This is a genomic window from Pseudomonas tohonis (genome assembly GCF_012767755.2).
Classification (GTDB): domain Bacteria; phylum Pseudomonadota; class Gammaproteobacteria; order Pseudomonadales; family Pseudomonadaceae; genus Metapseudomonas; species Metapseudomonas tohonis.
In genome coordinates this window covers 4,293,958-4,310,927 of record NZ_AP023189.1, presented here as the reverse complement: position 1 = coordinate 4,310,927, position 16,970 = coordinate 4,293,958, and the positions used below count along the sequence as shown (strand labels likewise).

16 protein-coding genes are annotated in these 16,970 nt (G+C 65.7%); 7 read left to right on the top strand and 9 right to left on the bottom strand.

What is annotated here, in order from left to right; all coding sequences use genetic code 11:
- Positions 1 to 155 precede the first annotated feature (155 nt).
- Entirely contained in the window at positions 156 to 1,592 is a 1,437-nt protein-coding gene (locus HSX14_RS19450) for an RtcB family protein (protein WP_173177868.1), read from the top strand.
- A gap of 10 nt (positions 1,593 to 1,602) precedes the next feature.
- Here HSX14_RS19450 and HSX14_RS19445 read toward each other — a convergent pair whose 3' ends face one another.
- Entirely contained in the window at positions 1,603 to 2,232 is a 630-nt protein-coding gene (locus HSX14_RS19445) for a TetR/AcrR family transcriptional regulator (protein WP_111260842.1), read from the bottom strand.
- A gap of 222 nt (positions 2,233 to 2,454) precedes the next feature.
- On the opposite strand from HSX14_RS19445, the gene moaA reads away from it, so the two are divergent.
- The 4 genes from moaA to HSX14_RS19425 all read left to right on the top strand — a co-directional run bounded on the left by moaA (position 2,455) and on the right by HSX14_RS19425 (position 6,495).
- Positions 2,455 to 3,450, top strand: a complete 996-nt coding sequence (gene moaA, locus HSX14_RS19440; RefSeq protein ID WP_173177870.1) for a GTP 3',8-cyclase MoaA — start codon at positions 2,455 to 2,457, stop codon at positions 3,448 to 3,450.
- Between the two features lie 162 nt (positions 3,451 to 3,612).
- Positions 3,613 to 4,971 (top strand): 8-oxoguanine deaminase, encoded by a 1,359-nt coding sequence (locus HSX14_RS19435; RefSeq protein ID WP_173177872.1) that lies wholly within the window; start codon positions 3,613 to 3,615, stop codon positions 4,969 to 4,971.
- A gap of 60 nt (positions 4,972 to 5,031) precedes the next feature.
- A complete protein-coding gene (locus HSX14_RS19430) occupies positions 5,032 to 5,859 on the top strand; it encodes a substrate-binding periplasmic protein (protein ID WP_373874754.1) in 828 nt (275 codons plus the stop codon).
- Between the two features lie 186 nt (positions 5,860 to 6,045).
- Entirely contained in the window at positions 6,046 to 6,495 is a 450-nt protein-coding gene (locus HSX14_RS19425) for a PA2169 family four-helix-bundle protein (RefSeq protein ID WP_173177874.1), read from the top strand.
- Positions 6,496 to 6,575: 80 nt separating this feature from the next.
- Here HSX14_RS19425 and HSX14_RS19420 read toward each other — a convergent pair whose 3' ends face one another.
- From HSX14_RS19420 to puuE, 8 genes are all read right to left on the bottom strand, one after another.
- Entirely contained in the window at positions 6,576 to 7,397 is an 822-nt protein-coding gene (locus tag HSX14_RS19420; protein ID WP_173177876.1) for an outer membrane protein OmpK, read from the bottom strand.
- Positions 7,398 to 7,518: 121 nt separating this feature from the next.
- The gene (locus HSX14_RS19415) at positions 7,519 to 7,737 is read right to left on the bottom strand and encodes a hypothetical protein (RefSeq protein WP_173177878.1); all 219 of its coding nucleotides are present in this window, start codon (positions 7,735 to 7,737) and stop codon (positions 7,519 to 7,521) included.
- A gap of 445 nt (positions 7,738 to 8,182) precedes the next feature.
- Positions 8,183 to 9,529 (bottom strand): nucleobase:cation symporter-2 family protein, encoded by a 1,347-nt coding sequence (locus HSX14_RS19410; RefSeq protein ID WP_173177880.1) that lies wholly within the window; start codon positions 9,527 to 9,529, stop codon positions 8,183 to 8,185.
- Positions 9,530 to 9,784: 255 nt separating this feature from the next.
- A complete protein-coding gene (locus HSX14_RS19405; protein ID WP_173177882.1) occupies positions 9,785 to 11,095 on the bottom strand; it encodes a urate hydroxylase PuuD in 1,311 nt (436 codons plus the stop codon).
- A 53-nt stretch (positions 11,096 to 11,148) separates the two neighbouring features.
- The gene (locus tag HSX14_RS19400; protein ID WP_173177884.1) at positions 11,149 to 11,652 is read right to left on the bottom strand and encodes an ureidoglycolate lyase; all 504 of its coding nucleotides are present in this window, start codon (positions 11,650 to 11,652) and stop codon (positions 11,149 to 11,151) included.
- Between the two features lie 64 nt (positions 11,653 to 11,716).
- Positions 11,717 to 12,712, bottom strand: coding sequence for an allantoicase (gene alc, locus HSX14_RS19395; protein WP_173177886.1), 996 nt, complete (start codon positions 12,710 to 12,712; stop codon positions 11,717 to 11,719).
- A gap of 55 nt (positions 12,713 to 12,767) precedes the next feature.
- The gene (gene uraD / locus HSX14_RS19390) at positions 12,768 to 13,283 is read right to left on the bottom strand and encodes a 2-oxo-4-hydroxy-4-carboxy-5-ureidoimidazoline decarboxylase (RefSeq protein WP_111260833.1); all 516 of its coding nucleotides are present in this window, start codon (positions 13,281 to 13,283) and stop codon (positions 12,768 to 12,770) included.
- Positions 13,280 to 14,209 carry an allantoinase PuuE gene (gene puuE / locus HSX14_RS19385; RefSeq protein WP_173177888.1) on the bottom strand — a complete coding sequence of 310 codons (930 nt, stop codon included), beginning with the start codon at positions 14,207 to 14,209 and terminating at the stop codon, positions 13,280 to 13,282. The genes uraD and puuE overlap by 4 nt, the downstream gene beginning before the upstream one ends.
- Positions 14,210 to 14,614: 405 nt before the next feature.
- On the opposite strand from puuE, the gene uraH reads away from it, so the two are divergent.
- Entirely contained in the window at positions 14,615 to 14,968 is a 354-nt protein-coding gene (uraH, locus tag HSX14_RS19380) for a hydroxyisourate hydrolase (protein WP_173177897.1), read from the top strand.
- 279 nt (positions 14,969 to 15,247) lie between these two features.
- Entirely contained in the window at positions 15,248 to 16,951 is a 1,704-nt protein-coding gene (locus tag HSX14_RS19375) for a ShlB/FhaC/HecB family hemolysin secretion/activation protein (protein ID WP_175384262.1), read from the top strand.
- Positions 16,952 to 16,970: the final 19 nt, after the last annotated feature.

Here is a 16,970-nt window from a genome sequence, read left to right as displayed (position 1 = left end):
CCGTGCCTCCCGCCCCCCGGGAGGCACCCTGGCGCAGGTGTTGAATCGCCCTGGCGATGCCGCTAACATCCGCGCCGTCCCTTTCTGCTGCTGACGGACAACCACATCGCCATTGCGGCGATGTCTTTTTTCGTCTGTCGAAAAAGCAGCATTCCATGAAGAAGACTCCCTTCAAGCGGGTCCAGCAGAAGCTGGCCCGAGCCGGCGTGTCCATCAGCCGCGTCAACGGCAACACCCTGTCCGTTTCCTCGCTCAACCGCGCCGGCCTGGGCGCCAGCATCCTGCTGCCCGAATCCTTTCCCATCGAGGAGAAGGCGGTGTTGCAGTTGCTGGATTTCGCCGGTGTCTCCCACCCCGACGGCGGCGAGGTGCGTTGCGCCTGCGCGACGCCGGACTTCCACGCCGGCTCCGGCATCCCGGTGGGCGCGGTCATCGTCACCAGCCCCGACATGGTGATTCCCCAGAGCATCGGCACCGATATCAACTGCGGCATGCGCCTGCATCGGCTGGGCGTCCACTACGATGCTTTCCTCGCACGCAAGGCCGAGTGGGTGGAGCGCGTGCGGGGCGACCTGCTGGGCGGCACCCGCAACATCCCCACGGCGCCAGGCGAGATGACGGCGCTGTTCGAAGGCGGGCTCGGTGATTTCTGGGGCGCCGTGGGGCGTCGCTCCGCTCGCGACGGTCTCCTGGCGCGGCTCGACCTGGAGCAGGTCACACGCGAGCTGGCGGGGCTGCACCCCTCGTCCTTCGTCCGTGGCTCGGCGGCCTACGCCCCGGAGGCGTTGCAGAACACGGGTCGTGCCGTGCTGCGGGATCCGGGGCTGGGCACCATCGGTGGCGGCAACCACTTCGTCGAGGTGCAGGTCGTGACCGAGCTGGTCGATCGGCGCGCCTGTTTCGAGCGCGGGCTGACCGTGGGGCAGGTGGTGGTGATGATCCACACCGGCTCCCGGGACGTTGGCTTCCATGTCGGCCGGCGCTGGATGGACAAGGCCCGGGAGCTCTGGCCCAAGGGCATGAAGCATCCCGAGTCGAAGGTCTTCGCCCTGGTGGGCGAGATGGCCGGGCACTACCTGCTGGCCATGCACAGCGCGGCTCACTACGCCGACGCCAACCGGGCGCTGATCGCCGAGATGGTGCGCCAGCGGACCCGCGAACTGTTCGGCCCCGACACCGAGGCGCCGCTGCTGGTGGATGTGCCGCACAACATCGTGCTGCAGGAGCCGCAGGGCAACGTCCACCGCAAGGGGGCGACGCCGGCCTATGCGGGGCAGGACCTGCTGATCCCCGGGAGCATGGGGCACGACTCCTACCTGCTCACCGGGCTCGGCAACCCGCGCTGGCTGAGCTCGGCCAGCCACGGGGCGGGGCGCTCCATGTCGCGCAGCGAGATCCTCTTCCAGGGGCGCAAGGACCCGGGCATCCTCGGCCTGGAGCGGGTGCAGTGCATCACCACCCGCGAGGAGCGGATGATCGAGGAGGCGCCCGGTGCCTACAAGGAGATCGGCGAGGTGGTGCGCTCGCAGGTGGAGGAGGAGACGGTGGCGGTGATCGCCCGGTTCAGCCCGGTGCTCACCTTCAAGGCCTGAAGGGGTTCCCTCAGGCGCTCTGCGCCTGGGGGGCTTCCTGCACCTCGCAGCCTTTGAGTACGAGGCGGATGATGGTGTCGGCGGCGGCTTCGTAGTCGGCGTCGCTGAGCGAGGCCTTGCCGGTGACGACGGAAATCTGCCAGTCGAAGTCGGCGTAGGTCTGGGTCGCGGCCCAGATGCTGAACAGCAGGTGGCTGGGGTCGATCCTGGCCATCAGCCCCTGGTCGATCCAGCCCTGGATGCAGGCGATGTTGTGGCGGGCCTGCTCGTTGAGGTGGGCGGTCTGCTCGGCGGACAGGTGCGGCGCACCGTGCATGATCTCGCTGGCGAACACCTTCGAGGCGTGGGGCAGCTCGCGGGAGATGCGGATCTTCGAGCGGATGTAGGCCTTGAGCACATCCCCCGGGTGTCCGCCCGCATTGAAGGGGTGGGAGGCGGCCAGCAGCGGCTCGACGATGCTTTCGAGCACCTCGCGGTAGAGGTTCTCCTTGGACTTGAAGTAGTAGTAGACGTTGGGCTTTGGCAGGCCGGCCTTGGCTGCGATGTCGCTGGTCTTGGTGGCGGCGAAACCCTTGTCGGCGAACTCTTCACTGGCTGCCCGCAGGATCAGCTCTTTATTGCGCTCGCGAATGCTGCTCACATCTGCTCCTCTGTTCACTCGCCATGTGGCCGTCACGGGTCGGCTGGCGAGCGGTCGGGCATGGTAGCACCGGCCTCCCGGGCCTCTCAAGCAAGCGGGGGAGGGGTGGCGAGGGGGCGGTCCGACAGGTTTCTGTATACAAGATTTTGGATTTCTGTTTTTATTCCGCATCCGTCCATGCCGCCGGGGTCCCGACCGGCGCGTGTTGCGGCAGGCTGCACCATGCAAGACAGCACATTGCGCGACCCCTTCGGTCGCCGGATCACCTACCTGCGTCTCTCGGTCACGGACCGTTGCGACTTCCGTTGCACCTACTGCATGAGCGAAGACATGGTCTTCGCCCCGCGGGCGCAGATACTCAGCCTCGAAGAGCTCTACGCCGTGGCCGATGCCTTCATCGGGCTCGGGGTCAGGCGCATCCGCGTGACCGGTGGCGAGCCGCTGGTGCGCAAGGGCCTCACCGGCCTGCTGGCGCGGCTCGGTGCCCGCCGCGAGCTGGAAGACCTGGCCATCACCAGCAACGGTTCGCAGCTCGCCCACATGGCGCACGACCTGCGCGCCGCCGGCGTCACCCGTCTCAACATCAGCCTCGATTCCCTGCAGCGCGAGCGCTTCGCCGCCTTCACCCGTCGTGATTGCCTCGACCAGGTGCTGGCCGGCATCGACGCCGCGCGCGACGCCGGGTTCCAGCGCATCAAGCTCAACACCGTGGTGCAGAAAGGCCGTAACGACGATGAGGTCGAGGACCTGGTGGCGTTCGCCGTCGAGCATGGCCTGGACATCAGCTTCATCGAGGAGATGCCCCTGGGCAGCATCTCCAGCCACGAACGCAAGGTCACCCTCTGCACCTCCGAAGAGGTGCGCGAGCGGGTCGAGCGACGCTTCCAGCTCCTGCCCAGCAGCCATCGCACCGGTGGTCCGTCGCGCTACTGGCAGGTGATCGGCAGCGACACCCAGGTCGGCTTCATTTCCCCCCACAGCCGCAACTTCTGCGGCGACTGCAACCGTGTGCGCGTCACCGCCGAAGGCAAGCTGGTGCTGTGCCTCGGCCATGAAGGTGCACTGGACCTCAAGGCACTGATCCGTCGTCACCCCGGTGACGGCGAGCGGCTGCGCGCGGCCCTGGTGGATGCCCTGAGGCTGAAGCCGGAGCGGCACCATTTCGATGCGGATTCCCAGGTACAGGTAGTCCGCTTCATGAGCACCACCGGCGGCTGATCGGCGCGCTGGGCTTAGCCCTGGCTGCGTTGCTTCATCTCGCCGTACGTACCGTACTGATCGTCGATGAAGCGCCTTGCCATGGCGTCCCCCAGCACACCGATCCGTTGCTGCATTCCTTTTCAAGAACAAAAGCGCCCTGAAGGGCTGAGGAGTTTGAGCATGGGCAAGACATTGCTGGTGAAGAACGCTGACCTGCTGGTCACGATGGATGGCGAGCGCCGCGAGATCAGGCAGGGCGGCCTGTTCATCGAGGACAACGTCATCCGCCAGGTGGGGCCGAGCGCCGAGCTGCCGCAGAGCGCGGACGAGGTGCTGGACCTCAAGGGCCACATCGTCATCCCCGGCCTGGTCAACACCCACCACCACATGTACCAGAGCCTCACCCGCGTGGTGCCGGCCGCCCAGGACGGCGAGCTGTTCAACTGGCTGACCAACCTCTACCCGATCTGGGCGCGCCTGACCCCCGAGATGATCCAGGTCTCCACCCAGACGGCGATGGCCGAGCTGATCCTTTCCGGCTGCACCACCTCCAGCGACCACCTCTACATCTACCCCAACGGCTGCAAGCTGGACGACAGCATCCACGCCGCCGGTGAGATCGGCATGCGCTTCCACGCCGCGCGCGGCAGCATGAGCGTCGGCCGCAGCCAGGGCGGCCTGCCGCCGGACTCGGTGGTGGAGAAGGAGGCGGACATCCTCAAGGAATCCCAGCGCCTGATCGAGGACTACCACGACGCGTCCCATGGCTCGATGCTGCGGGTGGTGGTGGCGCCGTGCTCGCCCTTCTCGGTGAGCCAGGACCTGATGCGTGAGGCGGCGGTGCTCGCGCGCCAGTATGGCGTGTCGCTGCACACCCACCTGGCGGAGAACGTCAACGACATCGCCTACAGCCGCGAGAAGTTCGGCATGACCCCCGCCGAATACGCCGAAGACCTGGGCTGGGTCGGCCATGACGTGTGGCATGCCCACTGCGTCCAGCTCGACCAGCACGGCATCGACCTGTTCGCCCGCACCGGCACCGGCGTCGCCCACTGCCCCTGCTCGAACATGCGCCTGGCCTCGGGCATCGCGCCGATCCGCCGCATGCGCGATGCCGGCGTCCCGGTCGGCCTGGGTGTCGACGGCTCGGCCTCCAACGATGGCGCCACCATGATCGGCGAGGTGCGCCAGGCCCTGCTGCTGCAGCGCGTCGGTTTCGGCCCCGATGCCATGACCGCGCGCGAGGCAATGGAGATCGCCACCCTGGGCGGCGCCAAGGTGCTCAACCGTGACGACATCGGTGCCCTGGCCCCTGGCATGGCGGCGGACTTCGTCGCCTTCGACCTGAACCAGATCGCCTTCGCCGGCGCCCTCCACGATCCGCTGGCGGCCCTGGTGTTCTGCGCCCCGGCCCAGGTCTCCCACAGCGTGATCAACGGTCGCCTGGTGGTGAAGGATGGCCAGTTGATGACCGTCGACCTGCCGCGCGTGATCGAGCGCCACAACCGCCTCGCTCATCAGTTGGTGCTGGGCGAGTGATGGCGCGCCGGCCGTGGCTCGTGTCGCGGCCGGCACCTACCCGAAGACGAGGAGAGTCCTTTGAGAGCGAGCTATCTGGGCTGGCTGCTGGCCGGCCTGCTGCCCCTGGGCGCGGCCCATGGGGAAAGCTATGTCGTGGGCGTCGAGCGCCTGTCCTTCCAGCCGCATTACTGGGTCGACGAACAGGGTGAATACCGCGGCTTCGCGCGCGAGGTGCTGGACCTGTTCGCGCAGGCCGAGCACATCGAACTGAGCTACCGCGCGCTGCCGGTCACCGAGCTGGCCGGGCGCCTGGTCAAGGGCGAGGTGGACCTGAAATACCCGGACAGCCCCGAATGGGCGGATGACGTGAAGGCCGGCAAGCCCATGGCCTACAGCGCGCCGGTGGTGGGCTACGTGGATGGCGTGCTGGTGGACCCCAAGCGGGTCGGGCAGGGCATCGACGGCCTGCGGCGCCTGGCCCTGGTGCAGGGCTGGACGCCCCGTGGCTACCAGTCGCGGATCGACGAGGGCAAGGTACAGCCGGTGCAGGGCAGCGACCTCCGGCAGATGATCCGCCAGGCGCTGAAGAAGCAGGCTGACGGCGCCTACTTCAACGTGGTGGTCGCCACCTATTACCTGGACAACATCCGCGCCCGCCCCGGTGCACTGGTGTTCGACCCGTCGCTGCCGCACACCCGTGGCACCTTCCACCTCTCCAGCTCCCGGCACCCGGAGCTGATGCAGCGCTTCGACCGCTTCCTGGTGTCGCACAAGGCCGAAGTGGACGCGCTCAAGGCGCGCTATCGCGTCGAGGCCAACCTCGATACCGAGTACATGGGGCTGGAACAGTGGAAGGTGGACTACCTGGAGCGGCAGAAGCGCAAGGACGAGCCTGCCAAACCCTGACCGACGAGCGGGCCGCGCCATTCGGAGGGCCCCTTGTTCCGCCGGCTCGTTGCGCCCAGCGCGAGCCGTTGCGTCATGCCTCGTTGCCGAAACCTTGAACCATCGGAAAACCCATCCGGTCCATTTTCCTGAGTGGCTGAGCAAGAAACTCGGCTGGAATCCCTACCGGAAAAAGAGGAAAGCACGATGGATAACGACAAGGCTATCTCCGTTCTCAACGACCTGATCGAGACCAGCAAGGACGGCGAAAAGGGGTTTCTCGAATGCGCCGAGGATGTGAAGAACCCCCAGCTGAAAGCCACCTTCACCCAGCGCTCCCAGGAGTGCGCCCGCGCCGCTGCCGAGCTGCAGCAGGTGGTGCGTTCGATGGGCGGTGACCCGGAGACCTCCTCCAGCGTGGCCGGCGCCCTGCACCGTCGCTGGGTCGACCTCAAGGCCCTGGTGACCGGCAAGGACGATGCCGCCATTCTCAACGAATGCGAGCGCGGTGAAGATGTCGCGCTGAAGGCCTACAAGGATGCGCTGGGCAAGGAGCTGCCGCCGCCGGCTCGCTCCATCGTCGAGAAACAACTGCTCGGCGTGCAGCGCAACCATGATCAGATCAAGGCCCTGCGCAACCTGGCCCGCGCCAGCTGACGGCGGGTATCGGCGGCATTGCCGCCAACGAAAAAGGGATGGCGTTTCGCGCCATCCCTTTTTTCATGCAGCAGGTGCGATCAGAAGTGCACCTTGACCAGCAGGCTGGCGGTGTTCTGGTCGGTACCGCCGAGGATCTCGTCGCCGAGGAAGCTGTCGTCGTCGATACCGTACTTGTTGCTCCAGTAGTCGTACTCGACACCGACGTAGAGCTGCTTGGCGCCCAGGTTAAGGGCCTTGCCCAGGTCGTACTTGATCTGCGGGTTGAAGTGCAGGTTGGCGTGCAGGTCGTTCGGACGGCTGCTGGTGCCGTCCTTGTTGTTCCACACCCAGTCCATGAAGCCGTCGATGAGGATGTCGGAGTTGCCCACCGGGATGGTGTACGACCACACCGGGGTGACCTGCCACTGGCCAGCCGGGTTGTTGGTGATGCCGTCGGGCTTGCGGTAGTAGAAGTTCAGCTGGAAGAAATCGAAGCCGGGGATGGCCAGGTCGAAGCCCGGGCCGAGCAGGTAGTTCTGGTTGCGGTTCTCGCCACGCTCGTAGGTGGCGGCCAGCAGCACGTCGGTCACCGGACCGAAGGCGATCTTCTGGTCGAACAGCTTGCCGAAGGACAGGCGCGGCTGGATCTCGCCGTAGTAGGTGTTGTTGCCCGCATTGGCGTCGGCCTTGCCGTTGTAGTTGATCTGGTCGGCGAAGATGAACAGGTCGCCCCAGGTCCAGCCGCTGGCGTGCTCGAAGGTGAAGGTCTGCTGGATTTCCGGGTTGACCTTGAAATCCTGGCCGTAGAGGTAGGTGATGCTGTTGTTCTGCCACAGCAGCGGGCCGTCGGCCAGGGCCTGCCCTCCCGCCAGGAGGCCGGCGCTAAGGGCGATGCAGTGAGGCAGATGCTTCAGGTTCATGCGGTTTTCCTTATTTTTCAGGGCTTCAGGTTGGCCTCTACGCAGCCGGCAGGGAGCCGCCCGGCGGAGCGGGGCGGTCTTGCTGGATGCATGGAGGGATTCCGGGTTGGCCGTCCTGGCGTCAGCTCGTCATGACGACGCGGTCGGTCTTCGGATTCCGGGGCGGCGACGGGCGATCTTCAGCGCTGGGCTGTTCGGCTGCGTCGTGCGATGTGCGCCGGGCCGCGTGGGTGCAGGCCTCGGTGGGGAATGTCGTGAACGGGGAGTGCAAGGCTGCGTGCGTGCCGTGGTCCGGGCGGCGGACGGCACCGGAGAGGCCGATCAGGGCGGATGCGTTCATCGTTCAAAGCCTGCCTGTTGTTTTTGTAGGTCGTGGGCTTGCGGGTGACTGCCGTCCCGCTGGCCGCCTCGCGTTCGGAAACTGAACTGCGGGTCAGGTTTTGCGACTATAGCATTCTGTTTACAGGATGAGTAACAAAATAAATCAGAATTGTGTACAGAAAATCGTGCGTTTTGGCTGCGACCCATCGACTCGCCACGCGCTTCCCCCGGATGCCCTGTAAAGCCCGCAATCCCTGGACGAAGCCGTAGGTTGGCGCCGAGCGCAGCGAGGCCCAACGGAGCGGAATCGAGCCCGGCTACGTCGGGCTTCGTGCCTCGGCCCACCCTACGGTTACGTGCCTTGCCATCTCGTTTGGAAGCGGATGCCCATAAAAAAGCCCGCCTTGTAGGCGGGCGGGAAGTCCTGTCCTCACCGGGTCGGTGCATCCAGGTGGGAGCAAGGCTCAGTGGGCGGCGCAGTGTCGGCTGCGCTCCTTCTCGCCCAGGATGTTGAACAGGATGTTGAGCACCAGCGCGCTGACGGTGGCCATGGCGATGCCGCTGTGGGTGATGGGCTCCATCCAGTGGGGCAGGTGGGCGAAGAACTCGGGGCGCACCACCGGCGCCATGCCCATCCCCATGCTCACGGCGACCAGCAACTGGTTGCGGCGGTCGGTGATGTCGGCTTCGTGGAGGATCTTGATGCCCGTGGCGGCGACCATGCCGAACATCGCCAGCCCTGCGCCACCGAGTACGGCGGGCGGGATGGAGGCGACCAGGAAGGCGGCCTTGGGCAGCAGGCTGAGGGTGATCAGGAACAGGCCGGCCACGGCGGTGACGTAGCGGCTGCGCACGCCGGTCATCTGCACCAGGCCGATGTTCTGGGCGAAGGAGGAGTGGGTGAAGGTGTTGAAGAAGCCGGCGAAGAAGGAGGCGCCGGCGTCGCACAGCAGGCCACGGCGCAGGGCCTTGGGGCAGACCTCGCGACCGGTGATCTTGCCCAGGGCTAGGAACATGCCGGTGGACTCGACGAAGATGATCACCACTACCAGGCACATCGACAGCACCGGCGCCAGCTCGAACCTGGGCATGCCGAAATGCAGCGGGGTGACCACCTGGAACCAAGGCGCCTGCTCCAGGCCGGTGAGGTCGACCATGCCCATGCCGCCTGCGACGACATAGCCGACCGCCATGCCGATCAGCACCGAGACATTGACCCAGAAGCCGCGCATGAAACGGTTCACCAGCAGGATGATGCCCAGCACCAGGGCGGCCACGGCGAGGTATTCCAGGGCGCCGAACTGAGCGGCCTTGCTGCCACCGCCGGCCCAGTTGACCGCCACGGGGAACAGGGTGAGGCCGATGGAAGTGATCACCGTGCCGGTGACCAGCGGCGGGAAGAACCGCACGATGCGCGCCATGAAGGGGGCCAGCAGCAGGCCGAAGAAGCCGGCGGCGATGGTGGCGCCGAAGATGCCTTGCAGGCCCACGCCAGGCATGCCGGCCATCACCACCATGCTGCCGACGGCGGCGAAGCTCGCGCCCATCATCACCGGCATGCGGATACCCACCGGGCCGATGCCGATCGATTGCACCAGGGTGGCGATACCGGCCACCAGCAGGTCCGCGTTGATCAGGAAGGCGATTTCCTCGCGGGACAGGCCGGCCGCCTGGCCGACGATCAGCGGCACGGCCACGGCGCCGCCGTACATCAGCAGCACGTGCTGGATGCCCACGAGCAGGAGTTGCAACAAAGGCAGGCGTTGATCGGCGGGCGGAATGGCGAGCTCGGGCTCGGTCAGCTTGGTCATGCAACACCTCTGGCGCTTTTGTTTTTGTTGAGCCGTCTAGGCCGCAGCCGGCAAAGACCGGCGGCGATCCTGGTATTCATGTTTCTGCCATCCAGGCCCAGCTGTGGGCGGTGGATGGGGCACGCGGAACAAAGGGCAGGGCCTGGTGCGGGACATGCACCGGAACGCCGTGCCGGAAGAGGATAAAAAAAGCCTGCCTGGGGCAGGCTTGAAACACGGGCCGCAGCTTGGGGATGCGGCCCGTCGTGGTCGAGATCAGTTGGTCTTGGCGCCTTCGGCGATCCAGGAACCGATCAGGTCGCGTTCGGCCTGGGTCATCTGGGTGATGTTGCCCAGCGGCATGATCTGGGTGGCGACGGCCTGTGCCTGGATCTTCGGCGCCATGGCCTGGATCTGCTGCGGGGTGTCGAACATCACGCCACCCGGGGCCGCGGTGAACATCGGGCTGGTGGGCTTGGCGGAATGGCAGACGGAGCAACGTTCCTGGATCACGCTGTGGACCTTGTCGAAGTCCGCGCCGCCGGCGTTGGCCTGGGCGTTGGCGGGCTGGGCCGGAGCCTGGGCCTGCTCGGCGGGCTTGCTGCTTTCACTGGCGGCTGCCGGCGCTGCGGCCTCGGTCTTGGCCGGTGCGGTGACCGGGGCGACGCTGGCGATGGGCGCGGTGGCGGCCTTGTAGTTCGGCGAGGTGACGAAGGCCAGACAGATCATGCCCAGTGCGCCGGCCGGGAGGGTCCAGGCGAACTTGTTGCTGTCGTGGCGGGTGTTGAAGTAGTGGCGTACCAGAACGGCGATCACCGCGATCCCGGCCAGGATCAGCCAGTTGTACTGGCTGCCGTAGGTGCTCGGGAAATGGTTGCTGATCATGATGAACAGCACCGGCAGGGTGAAGTAGTTGTTGTGGCGCGAGCGCAGCAGGCCCTTGGCCGGCAGCGCCGGGTCCGGGGTGCGGTTCTCTTCGATGGCCTTAACCAGTGCACGCTGTGCCGGCATGATGATGCGGAACACGTTGCCGACCATGATGGTGCCGATCAGCGCGCCGACATGGATGTAGGCGCCACGGCCGCTGAACACCTGGGTGAAGCCCCAGGCCGCGCCGATCACCAGCACGAAGAGGATCAGGCCGAGCAGGGCGGGCTGCTTGCCCAGGGGCGAGTCGCACAGCAGGTCGTAGATGAACCAGCCGGCGATCAGGGAACCGACGCCGATGGCGATGGCCGCAGCCGGGGCGAGGTCCAGGCCGGGGGCGATCAGGTACAGGGTCGGGTTCAGGTAGAACACCACGGTCAGCAGGGCGACGCCCGACAGCCAGGTGAAATAGGCCTCCCATTTGAACCAGTGCAGGTTGTCCGGCATTTTCGGCGGGGCGAGCTTGTATTTCTCCAGGTGGTAGATGCCGCCACCGTGGATCGCCCACAGGTCACCGGCCAACCCCTCGCGCGGGGCCTTGCGGTTGAGGTTGTTCTCCAGCCAGACGAAATAGAAGGATGCGCCGATCCAGGCGATGCCGGTGATCATGTGAACCCAGCGGATGCTCAGGTTCAGCCATTCGGTCAGATGTGCTTCCACAGTACGTACCTCTTTCCCGGACGATCGGCACGGCGATCGCTGGGCTTCTCTTATTAGTGGTGGGGGTCGAGGAGCAGTTGCTCGTCCTCGGTGAAGTAATGCTCGTCGCAGTTGTTGCCGGAACCGCTGCGATCAACCACCAGGAAGTCATCCCGCTTTTCGATCGTCAGCACCGGGTGGTGCCAGACGCCGCGATGGTAATTAACGCCCTGCCTGCCATTGGTGAGGAAGGCACGGACCAGACCCGGTACAGGTGCATCGCCAACCGGCGCGACCACGACCAGAAAGGGGTTGCCGAGCAGCGGTATGAAGGCCTGGCTGCCCTGCGGATGTCGTTCAAGCATGCGGATGGGAAGGGGCATCTCCAGGGACTCGGCGCTGAAGATGCTGATGATCGCCTTGTCGTCCGGCTGGGCCGTCTCGACGGTGGCCAGCTTGTGGTAACGGCGGGTTGAGCCGTTGTTGATCATGAAGAACTCGCTGCCTTCGGTTTCGATGACGTCACCGAACGGGGCGAATGCTTCTTTGGTCAGGGGCTCGATCTTGAGAGTGCGCATGCTGTTCTTCTTGTCCTTGCTGTCGCCCCGCCACGGTGACGGGGTTGCCGGGGTTGGCCCGGCGTTATCTGGCCACCTTGCCGAACAGGCGCAGGCGACTGACGCCTCCGTCCGGGAATATGTTCAGGCGTACGTGGGTGACGGGGCCGAGGGCCCGGATCTGTTCGGTGTATTCGTGCTCGGCGTGCATCGAGAGCTTCTGGCTCGGCAGCAGCTCGCGCCAGAACAGGCTCTGGGTCTCGATCTGGCTGTCGGTGCCGCCCTTGACGAAGGCCGCCTGGATCGAGCAGCTGTCGGGGTAGTTGCCCTTGAAGTGCAGGGTATCGACCACGATGCGCTCGATCTCGCCGGGGTGGCCGAGGGCGACTATCACCCAGTCGTTGCCCGGGGTGCGGCGGCGGGCGGTTTCCCAGCCGTCGCCCATGTTGATGCCACGGCCCGGGTTGAGGATGTTGCCCATGCGGCCGAAATGCTCGTCGGAGCAGGCCAGTGCGCGGCCGCTGTTCAGCGCGGCGGCGAGGTCGACCTGTTCGTTGTCGCTCACCGCGCTCCAGTCGCGATGGGGGATGCCGTGTGCGCGCAGGCGTGCCACGCCACCGTCGGGATAGATGTTGAAGCGAAGGTGGGTGAAGGCCTGGTCGTTGTCGATCGCATGGTAATGGTGGCTATCGCCCTTGAGCTCGACGGCGCCGAGCACTTCGCTCCAGGTGCTGGTCTCGTCCGGGTCGCCGTTGGCCACGAAGCAGCCTTCCAGGGAGGCGGACGGCGGGTAGTTGCCGGTGAAGAAACTGGTGTCGATGTCCACGCCCTTGATCGAGCCCGCTACACCCAGGCGGATCACGGCGTGGTCATGGCCTTCGAAGCGCTTGCGGCGGGATTCCCAGCCGTCCATCCACTTGCCGTTGTCGTCGAACACGCCTTCCTTCCACACGGCCGCGGACGGCTGGAACAGGCGGTTGACGTCGGCGAACCAGTCGTCGGTGACCGAGAGGGCTCGGGTCCCGAGACGGGCGTCGGCGAGGTTGATGTACTTCTCGAAGGGTACTGCGTAGCTCTTCATTGCGGTCTGCCTTGGAACGGGAGCATCGGCGTGTCCGGCGTGCGTGCAGCCGGGGTCACATCTGCTGCAGGCGGAACAGCGCGATCCGGTTGATCTCGGCCAGGGCCCGGCTGAACTCGGCTTCGGGAGTGTTGTGGATGCGCTCCTCGAAGGCCGCCAGGATCTGGTGCCGGTTGCTGCCCTTCACCGCCATGATGAAAGGGAACCCGAACTTGGCCTTGTAGGCGTCGTTCAGTTCGGTGAAGCGTGCGAACTCTTCAGCCGTGCATTCGTGGATGCCGGCACCGGCCTGTTCGCTGGTGCTGGCTTCGGTCAACTCGCCTCGGACGGCCGCCTTGCCTGCCAGGTCCGGGTGAGCGTTGATCAGGGCCAGCTGGGCGTCGTGGCTGGCGCTGAGCAGGATGTCGGACATGCGCTGGTGCAGGCCGTCGATCTGGTCGACGCTGGCATCCAGGCCGAGGTCGTAGGCCTTCTCGGCAACCCAGGGCGAATGCTCGTAGATGTCGGCGAAGGCGCTGACGAAGGCCTCGCGGGACAGGCTGGACGGGGTGATCTTCTGGAAGCTGCTCATTGGGCGTTGCCTTGGAAAGGGTGGGTGGTGTGCCAGTGGTGGGCGATGTCCACGCGGCGGGCGAACCAGACCTTGTCGTGGCTCTTCACGTATTCGATGAAGCGGGCCAGGGCGGCGAGGCGCGCGGGGCGGCCCAGCAGGCGGCAGTGCATGCCGATGGAGAGCATCTTCGGCGCGCCGGCGGCGCCTTCGGCGTAGAGCACGTCGAAGGCGTCCTTCAGGTATTCGTAGAAGTCGTCGCCCTTGTTGAAGCCCTGCACCTGGGTGAAGCGCATGTCGTTGGTGTCGAGGGTGTAGGGGATCACCAGGTGCGGTTTTTCCACGGTGCTGGCCGGGTCCCAGTAGGGCAGGTCGTCGTCGTAGGTGTCGGAGTCGTAGAGGAAGCCGCCTTCCTCCATCACCAGGCGACGGGTGTTCGGGCCGGTGCGGCCGGTGTACCAGCCTAGCGGGCGTTCGCCGGTCAGCTCGGTGAGGATGCGGATGGCCTCGAGCATGTGCTCGCGCTCCTGCTCCTCGCTCATGTACTGGTAGTCGATCCAGCGGTAGCCGTGGCTGCAGATCTCGTGGCCGGCCTCGACCATGGCGCGGATGGCGTCCGGGTGGCGCTGTGCGGCCATGGCGACGGCGAAGATGGTCAGCGGGATGTCGTGCTTCTTGAACAGGTTGAGCAGGCGCCAGACGCCGGCTCGGCTACCGTACTCGTAGAGGGATTCCATGCTCATGTTGCGGGCGCCCTGCAGGGGCTGCGCCGCGACCATCTCCGAGAGGAAGGCTTCGGATTCCTTGTCGCCGTGGAGGATGTTGCGCTCGCCGCCTTCCTCGTAGTTGAGGACGAAGGAGAGGGCGATGCGTGCCTCGCCCGGCCAGTGCGGATGCGGGGGATTGCTGCCGTAGCCGATCAGGTCGCGGGGGTAGTCGAGGCTCACTACTGGATTCCTTCTTGTCTGTGGAGGGTTCGCGGAGCCGGGCTGCGCGAACGCGATGAGTGATTGTATACAAACGTCATCGAGTTTTGTAAATGAAATATTTGTCCCGATCGACGTTCTGCAGGTTTGCAAAAAACTTGCCTGATTGGTCAGCTCTTTGCAATACAACCCTTGCTCTGGGCCGGTCTGCATCAAAATGGTGCTGGCGAATCGGGCCGCCGTCGAGGCGATAAAAATTCTCGAATAATTGTGTACAATTCAGCTGGATAATGTCTTATATTTGGTCCATCGCAGTTCCCGGGCCGCCCCTTTTCAGGGCTTGGGCACTCCTGATGCACCGATTTCAACGAGAAGAGGAGGTGTGGCTGTCGCCGGTCGATGACCGCAGCGGGAGCCCGGAAAGCAATGGGACGATTGACCACCCACGTACTGGATGCCGCCCACGGTTGCCCTGGCAGCGACATCAGCATCGAGCTCTACCGCGTCGAGAATGGCGGCCTGGAGCTGATCACCCGCACCACCACCAATGACGACGGTCGCTGCGACGCGCCCCTGCTGCAGGGCGACACCTACGCCACCGGTGTCTACCAGCTGCATTTCCACGCCGGCGACTACTACCGCAAGCGCGGCGTGAAGCTGCCCGAGCAGGCCTTCCTCGATGTGGTCGTGCTGCGTTTCGGCATCAGCGCCGAGCAGGACCATTACCACGTGCCGCTGCTGATCTCCCCCTACAGCTACTCCACCTATCGCGGCAGCTAGTAACCGTCTTACCCCTTACTCATCAGCGAGTCCTTTTTCCCGGCCCGTTCACACTGCGGGCTTTTTTTTGTCCGCGATTCGGGCCCTGCCGGCAGGAAGCTGGACAGGAAAGTCCCGTCTGGACCGCAGGCTCTGGCACTGCCGTGCCAGAGTGATGGCATTTTGCAAGTCATCTGACGAGTGGTTCGCATTTGGTCGGGAAAGGGCTTGAGCGAAGTTCCCGGCGCCATAAAAATGCCGCCCCGATGTCGATATGCCATTACTCCAAGGACGGTCGCAATGCGTCTGCAGTCTTTCGCTGCGGGTTTCTGCCTGCTTTTTCCTGCTTTTTCCGTTTTCGCGGCTGATAGCCCCGGTGCGCCCTTTGCTGGCGATCGCGACCTGATCCGCGAGCGCCAGGACCGCATCCTCGAGGAGCAGCGCAAGCGCCTGCAGGACCTGCAGCAACTGCCCGGCCGTGAGGCCCCCGTCCAGCCCAGCGCCCCCGCCACCCAGGGGCCGTGCTTCGACATCCGCAGCATCCGCCTGCAGGGTGCCAACCTGATTGCCGCGCCACGCCAGCGCGAGCTGCTCAAGCCGTTCGAAAACCAGTGCCTGGACAGCGGCCGTCTCAACGAGCTGCTCAAGGCCATCACCCAGCACTACATCGACAAGGGCTACGTCACCTCGCGCGCCTACCTGCCGCAGCAGGACCTGGCCGACGGCGAGCTGGACGTGATCGTGGTCGAGGGCAAGCTCGAAGGCCTCGACAGCTCCGCCATCGCCAGCGACCGCGAACTGGCCATGGCCTCGCCCGCGCGCGACGGCGAGGTGCTCGATTTGCGCGAAATGGAACAGCTGGTGGACCAGATCAACCGCCTGCCGTCGCGCCCCGCGCAACTGGAACTGGTGCCCGGCGCGGACGTGGGCGGCAGCCGCGTGCAACTCAAGGGCGAGCCTGCCAAGCCCTGGCGCGTGGGCCTGAACCGCCACAACGACGGCCAGCGCAGCACCGGCGAGCAGCAGTGGGGCGCCAGCCTCGACTGGGACAGCCCCTTCGGCCTGGCCGACCAGCTCAGCCTGCGCGGCGGCGGCGACCTGGCCAGCGACCACTGGAAGCACTCGGCCAACCAGAGCGTCCTCTACAACCTGCCCTACGGCTGGTGGAACTTCAGCTACGCCTACAGCCAGAGCTACTACCGCACCCGTAACCAGGGCGACGGCTTCGCCTTCGGCACCGACGGCGAGAGCAAGAACCACCAGCTGCGTGCCGAGCGCGTGCTGCATCGCGACAGCGTCAGCAAGACCGCTGCCAGCCTCGGCATCGCCCACCTGGAAACGCGCAACTACGTGGAAAACAGCCTGCTCGGCAACTCCAGCCCGCGCCTGACCGAATCCCAGCTGGGCTTCAACCACGGCCGGCGCATCGGCAACGCCTTCGTCAACGTCGATGTCGGCTGGCAGCGCGGCATCGGCGCCTTCGACGCCCAGCACGACCGCACACCGTTCCACCACTCGCCCGAGGCCCGCTACAACAAGTACAGCCTCACCGCCAGCTACCTGCAGTCCTTCCAGCTGCTGGGCGAATCCTTCAGCGTCGACAGCCTGGTCAACGGCCAGCACAGCGAAGACGTGCTCTACAGCCCGCAGCGCATCAGCGTCGGCGGCCTCAGCTCGGTGCGTGGCTTCAAGGAACAATCCCTCTCCGGCGACACCGGTGCCTACTGGCGCAACCAGCTGCGCTGGCGGCGGCCGGTGACCTGGGCGGCGCTGCAGCCGTTCGTGCAGGAATACGGCGCCGCCTTCGCCTACGACCTGGGGGTGATCCACGGGGATCGCTACAACCCCGGCCAGAGCGGCCGCCTCAGCGGCAACGCCTTCGAATTCAGTGCCCGGGGCCAGCACCTGGCCGCCTCGGTCACCTTCGCGCGGTCCCTGGAACGCCCTGACGCCATCACGCGCCAGGAGCACCCGGTGTATTTCCGCTTCGACCTCTTCTTCTGATTTCAGCTTCGCCCGGAGT